Raw genomic sequence first — 5,564 nt, forward strand, 5'->3', positions numbered from 1 at the left:
CGCCCTAATCGCGGCGGCTAGTCTAGTCGGTGTTCTTCTTTCGCTCGGGGCTATAACGACCGGGCAGGTTGAGTCGATCATTCCGTTTAGCTCACTAGCGAGCTTTTTCCGGGCGAACTTGGTCGCCGCGTCTTTGGTCTCGATGCTGCTGCTCGCCGTCGTGATGGCACTTTCGGTGCTCTGGCTTCGCGCCCAGTTTGCCGAGGCGGTACGCGCGGTTTCCGGCGGCATGTACGAGGTCCCTGAAGAGGGCCCCGGTGTGACCGAGGTTAACTACAACGCGGTGGAACACGCGATTGATAACGTCATCAAAAGAATTCCCGGGGTGATGGATTCCCAGACGCACATTTACGCAGAGCAAGACGGGAGACTCTTCGCCCATTCCTCTCTTATGGTTAAGAGAAGCGCGGATTTGCATACTATCGACAGCACGATACGGGAATCTATCAATCGCAGCTGGCTTAATAAATTTGGCAGCAATCTCTCAGAGCACGATATCACGGTTAGAATAGAGCCCGTAGAGAGTCGGGTCGCATAAAGACATAAAGAGGGGGTTTCATGATGACCAATACGCAGCTAGGTGTTCTTATCGGGTTCATCCTGGGTGTCGCGTGGATTGCATTTGGCTTTCCAGCCGTACTGCTCGGCGTCATATTCGGTGCGGCCGGATACTTTGTCGGCAGGATACTAGATCACCAGGTCGACCTGCAAACATATATCCAGCGGTATTCACGGTAGCGATAGCGGTCTGTCCGGAGCCTTGCCCATCGGATGTGTAGGTGGTTGCAATCCTGCACGGTATATTATAAGCTAATGCATTGTGAAGTCGATTGCTCGGTGGGTGTAGGATATGGAGAGAGTAGATGTAGTCGTTGTTGGCGCAGGGCCGTCGGGATCAACAGCCGCCTATTTCCTTGCCAAGAACGGGGTCAAAGTAGCATTACTGGATAAGAGCAAATTTCCTCGCGAGAAGACCTGCGGCGATGGGCTGGGCCCGCGCTCGCTTCAAATGCTCGATAAAATTGGCCTTCTGGGATGGCTCGAGCAAGGTGGCTACTACCGTTGCGACCGGGTGCGCATTATCGCAAGTAGCGGCGCTCACTTCGAAGCCGCTCTGCCGGCCGAGGACACCCATTATCCATACATCATAATCACACCGAGGATAGACCTCGATCAAAAACTCATAGAAACAGCAACAGATGCCGGAGCTAAAGTCTACACCGATTGTAAGGCTTTAGCTCCTGTCGTATCTAACGGCACCGTTACCGGGGTAAGGGCGATGTATAACGGCGAAGAGGTCGAGATACCCTGCAAGGTTGTCATTTGCGCCGACGGCACGCACGGCACGTTTGTCCGCACAACCGGCATCGAGGTACCGAAGCCGCATGCGGTTTGCACGCGCGCTTATTACTCGAATGTTAAAGGCCTCGATGATTGCATCAACCTTTATATAGACGAGCGCATCATCGAGGGCTATGCTTGGGTATTCCCGACATCGGCAAGCACCGCAAATATCGGCCTCGGGGTGAGTACCCCCGTGATGAAACAGCACAACCTGGATTTAAAGAAACTGCAGGACTGGTTTTTAAACGAAAGGGACGCAAGCCCGATAGATATGAGCGGGGCCGTTGCCGATACCGAGGTCAAAGGCGCATATCTTAGGATGGCCATCGGCCGGCACAATACGGTAGCGAACGGCATCCTCCTCTCCGGCGACTCGGCCGGTCTTGTCAGCCCCTTAAGCGGCGAGGGAATCGCCTATGCCTTGGAAAGCGGGGAACATGCGGCTCTAGCGACAAAAGCCGCGCTGGATAAGGGTGATGTCTCTGCCAAGGCGCTTCAATCCTACAACGAGTATCTTAACAAGCACTACTTTATCGATGAGAGGTTAAGCGATTTTTTACGCCAAGGCCTTAAGCGAAATTCGATAACAAACCGGCTTGTTAAGCAGAGCCTGAAGCACCCCGAGTATGCCACCAAATTTGTAAGCGTCATGCTGAGCACCTCAAAACCCACCGCTTTGTTTTCGCCCAGGATGCTGGGATACTACTTCTTTTAGAAGCCAGGAGTCAGGAGCCAGAATCCAGAAGGTGTGGGTCTAGAGAGTGGGTCTTTAGAGGGGGCAGAATCCCCAAGCACAACCTCCCGAATATTCTGATGAGGCGGTGACCGGTTGGGTGACGATTTTTCGTTCTTCGCGGCGGCCGATGTAGAGAACCTGCTCGCGCTTACTCCCGTAGCGGTACACCGTAATCCCTTTGCACCCAAGCTCATACGCGAGCAGAAATATCCGCTTTACGTCATCGAGCGTTGCGTCTTGCGGCAGGTTGACCGTTTTCGATACCGCATTATCCACGTGTTTTTGAAAGACCGCCTGCATACGCACATGCCACTCCGGGGCTATATCGAGCGCCGTTACGAAGAGTCGTCTCACATCGTCCGGAATCTGCTCCATACCCTGGATGGAGCCATACTTGGATATCTCCATCATAAGCTCCTGGTTATAGAAGCCGCGCTCTTTAGCGATACGCTCAAAGACCGGGTCGACTTCAAGAAGCGTTGTTCCTTCCATGACTTCCCGGGCGTAGGAAACGGCGAAGATGGGCTCGATGCCGCTGCTCGTGTTGGCGATGATGCCAATGGTGCCGGTTGGGGCGACGGCGGTGATCGTCGCGTTTCTAATTCTCTCATAGCCGGCCTCATCCCAAGTGCTTCCCTCGAAATTCGGGAAGGAGCCGCGTTCCTCGGCCAGCTTAACCGATGCCTTGATGCCTTCATCGTGGATAAACTTCATCACCTTGTCCGCCGCAGCAAGGGCTTCCTCGGTATCGTACGGGGTGCCGAGTTCCAAGAGCATCTCCGCAAACCCCATAACCCCCAGGCCTATCTTGCGGTTGGCCTTGGCCATGTGGTCGATCTGCGGCAGCGGGTACTTTCCGGCGTCTATCACGTTATCCAAAAAATGCACGCTCAGGTGCACGATCTCACGCAGTCTCTCCCAATCTATCGCACGGTCTCTCACCATCTTCTGCAGGTTGATCGAACCTAAGTTGCACGGCTCATAGGGCAACAATGGAATCTCGCCGCACGGATTCGTCGCCTCAAAATATCCTACCTGAGGTGTCGGGTTTGCGGCGTTGGCGCGGTCGACGAAGAAGAGGCCGGGGTCGCCGTTTGCCCAGGCCATCGCTACAATCAGGTCGAAGAGATACTTGGCCGAGAGTCTGCCTTGGGGCTCGCCGTTTCGCGGATTTACGAGATTGATATCCGAATCGCCGGCAACCGCCTCCATGAACTCGTTTGAAACGGCGACCGAGATGTTGAAGTTATCCAGAAATCCCTCGTTCTTCTTCGCCGTCACGAAATCGACGATGTCCGGGTGGTCGTAGCGCAAGATGCCCATGTTAGCACCCCGGCGCCTGCCGCCCTGTTTGATGACTTCCGTTGAAACATCGAAAATCCGCATAAACGATACGGGACCGGAGGCGACGCCCTTGGTCGTCTGGACGGTGGCGCCTTTCGGCCTGAGCCTCGAGAACGAAAAGCCCGTCCCGCCGCCCGTTTTGTGAATGATCGCCATATATTTTACTGCGTCGAATATCGCGGGTATCGAGTCCTCGACCGGTAACACAAAGCAAGCCGCGAGCTGGCCGAGCGAGGTTCCGGCGTTCATCAGGGTAGGGGAGTTGGGTAAAAACTCGAAGTTCGCCATCATCTCACAAAACGACTCCTCGGTCGCCCTGAGGTCTGCGTTAGCGTCGTAGAGCCTGTCCGGCGCCGCGATTGCTACGGCGACGCGCTTGAAAAGCTGGCTTGGGGTCTCGATGATAGTCCCGGCTTCGTCTTTAAGCAGATACCGCTGGCTCAACACTTTTGCCGCATTGACGCCCACTTTGATATCACCCGACGGCACACCGACAAACGTTCTGGCCCGCCTGATATCGGCCCGCAGTCTGCGGTAGAGCATATACTCCCTTGCCACATCGGTGTGGCCTTGGTCGATCAATACCTGCTCGACGACATCCTGAATCTCTTCAACCGAGGGAATAGGGTTCGCGCTGAAGGTCTCGTCGAGTTTTTCCACCACGAAATCCGCGAGCCGTGCGGCAAGCTTGCCGTCCGGGTGCCCGGTGGCGTTGAGCGCCTTATGGATGGCGCTTGCTATTTTGCCCGGCTCAAAATCGACGATGCGCCCGTCGCGTTTTCGCACATTTCTGACTAACCCCTGCCACATCCAACATCCCTCATTAATGCTGGCGGCCGCGTGGGGGTGGTGCCGGTCGACTCCGGTACGGAACCGGGACGAATTCGACGGACGGACGCCGTTGCTGGGTTTGCGGGTAGAGTTGCATCAACTCATGGAATTCTTTAGGAAGCTCGCTATTGACAGGCAGGTTAAGCTCTCGCGCCTTGGCCACATCGATTGGATAATCATGGGTCCAGCGACCCTCGCTTAAAATCGTTGATATCTCGCGCGCTTTCTCTTCGGGCATTTGGTCTTTTATCAGGTTGTAGACGATATCATGCACCTGGTTGATCGCTTTTCTCGCAACATCTCCCAGGATGAGGGTCGCATCATCTCTATTGGGGTTGGGTTTTTCAAGCGCCGCTAAAATCGATGCGGCAGGGTAGGAGCCCCTGGGGTCGCCGAGCTGCGGGTCGACCGGGCCGAGAACGGCGTTCTCATCCATAATTATCTCATCGGCGGCGAGCGCGATGAGGGTGCCGCCCGACATCGCATAATGCGGCACAAAGACCGTGACTTTCGCGGGATGCCGTTTCAGCGCGAATGCGATCTGCTCGGAGGCGAGCACCAGCCCACCCGGCGTGTGCATGACGATATCTATTGGCACGTGGGGGTCGGTCAGCCTGATGGCGCGTAGAATCTGCTCGGAGTCCTCGATGTCGATATAGCGGGCAAAGGGGATACCGAGAAAACTCAACGCCTCCTGGCGGTGAATAAGCGAAATGAGGCGCGATTTTCTATCCACCTCGATCTTATGGAGGAATTGTATCCTTCGCATGTCGAGAAGACGTCTCTGCAGGATAGGAACTATAAATGAGAGTATAAAGAGCAACCAAATCAAATCAGTGAAGCTTATTTTAATTCACCTTCCATCTACTTTAGGTCTTGAAGTTATCGAATCGCCGGCTCGTCCTTTTCGGTAATCGCCGCGTTAAGCTCGGCTACGAGCGTGTCGGGGTCGATTCCGTGAAGCTGCGCACCCTGCGCTATGTTTTCGAGCCTTGAAACGGCGCACCCGAAACATGCTAGGCCATAGCGGCATAGAACCTCTACGGTCTCCGGATATTGCTCCACGCAATCCGAAATCGTCGTGTCTTTTGTTATATTCATCTTACTGCCCCCTTAGTAAATACCCAATCGGTTCTCGATTATAAACAATTCAGATGTCGGAGGCCGCATCATTAAAAATGACAGCCGCCGCATTGATTATGCGACTTGTGGTCCAAAGTCAGCTGGCGTGTATCGAAATGGCACATCTTGCAGATATTGTATCTTTCATAGTAACCTGTTTTTTGCATTTTGGACAGAAGGGGGTTAC

6 protein-coding genes are annotated in these 5,564 nt (G+C 54.4%); 3 read left to right on the forward strand and 3 right to left on the reverse strand.

Going from position 1 to position 5,564, the window contains the following annotated elements; translation table 11 throughout:
- The 3 genes from ACYC56_RS11645 to ACYC56_RS11655 form a co-directional block, all read left to right on the forward strand.
- A partial coding sequence (locus ACYC56_RS11645; protein ID WP_461374349.1) for a hypothetical protein occupies window positions 1-538 on the forward strand: 538 nt, incomplete at its 5' end.
- A gap of 20 nt (window positions 539-558) precedes the next feature.
- Window positions 559-738: a DUF2273 domain-containing protein gene (locus ACYC56_RS11650; RefSeq protein WP_461374350.1), complete on the forward strand. Its 180-nt coding sequence runs from the start codon at window positions 559-561 to the stop codon at window positions 736-738.
- 112 nt (window positions 739-850) lie between these two features.
- Window positions 851-2,059, forward strand: a complete 1,209-nt coding sequence (locus tag ACYC56_RS11655; RefSeq protein WP_461374351.1) for an NAD(P)/FAD-dependent oxidoreductase — start codon at window positions 851-853, stop codon at window positions 2,057-2,059.
- Window positions 2,060-2,113: 54 nt separating this feature from the next.
- Here ACYC56_RS11655 and ACYC56_RS11660 read toward each other — a convergent pair whose 3' ends face one another.
- Genes ACYC56_RS11660 through ACYC56_RS11670 form a run of 3 tightly spaced genes read right to left on the reverse strand, consistent with a single transcriptional unit; the run spans window position 2,114 to window position 5,356 of the window.
- On the reverse strand, window positions 2,114-4,234 hold the full coding sequence (locus ACYC56_RS11660; protein WP_461374352.1) for an adenosylcobalamin-dependent ribonucleoside-diphosphate reductase: 2,121 nt from the start codon (window positions 4,232-4,234) through the stop codon (window positions 2,114-2,116).
- A gap of 13 nt (window positions 4,235-4,247) precedes the next feature.
- Entirely contained in the window at window positions 4,248-5,102 is an 855-nt protein-coding gene (locus ACYC56_RS11665) for an SDH family Clp fold serine proteinase (protein WP_461374354.1), read from the reverse strand.
- 35 nt (window positions 5,103-5,137) lie between these two features.
- Complete coding sequence (locus ACYC56_RS11670; RefSeq protein WP_461374353.1) at window positions 5,138-5,356, reverse strand: DUF1858 domain-containing protein; 219 nt, start codon at window positions 5,354-5,356, stop codon at window positions 5,138-5,140.
- Window positions 5,357-5,564 lie beyond the last annotated feature (208 nt).

This window comes from Candidatus Aquicultor sp. (assembly GCF_054640775.1).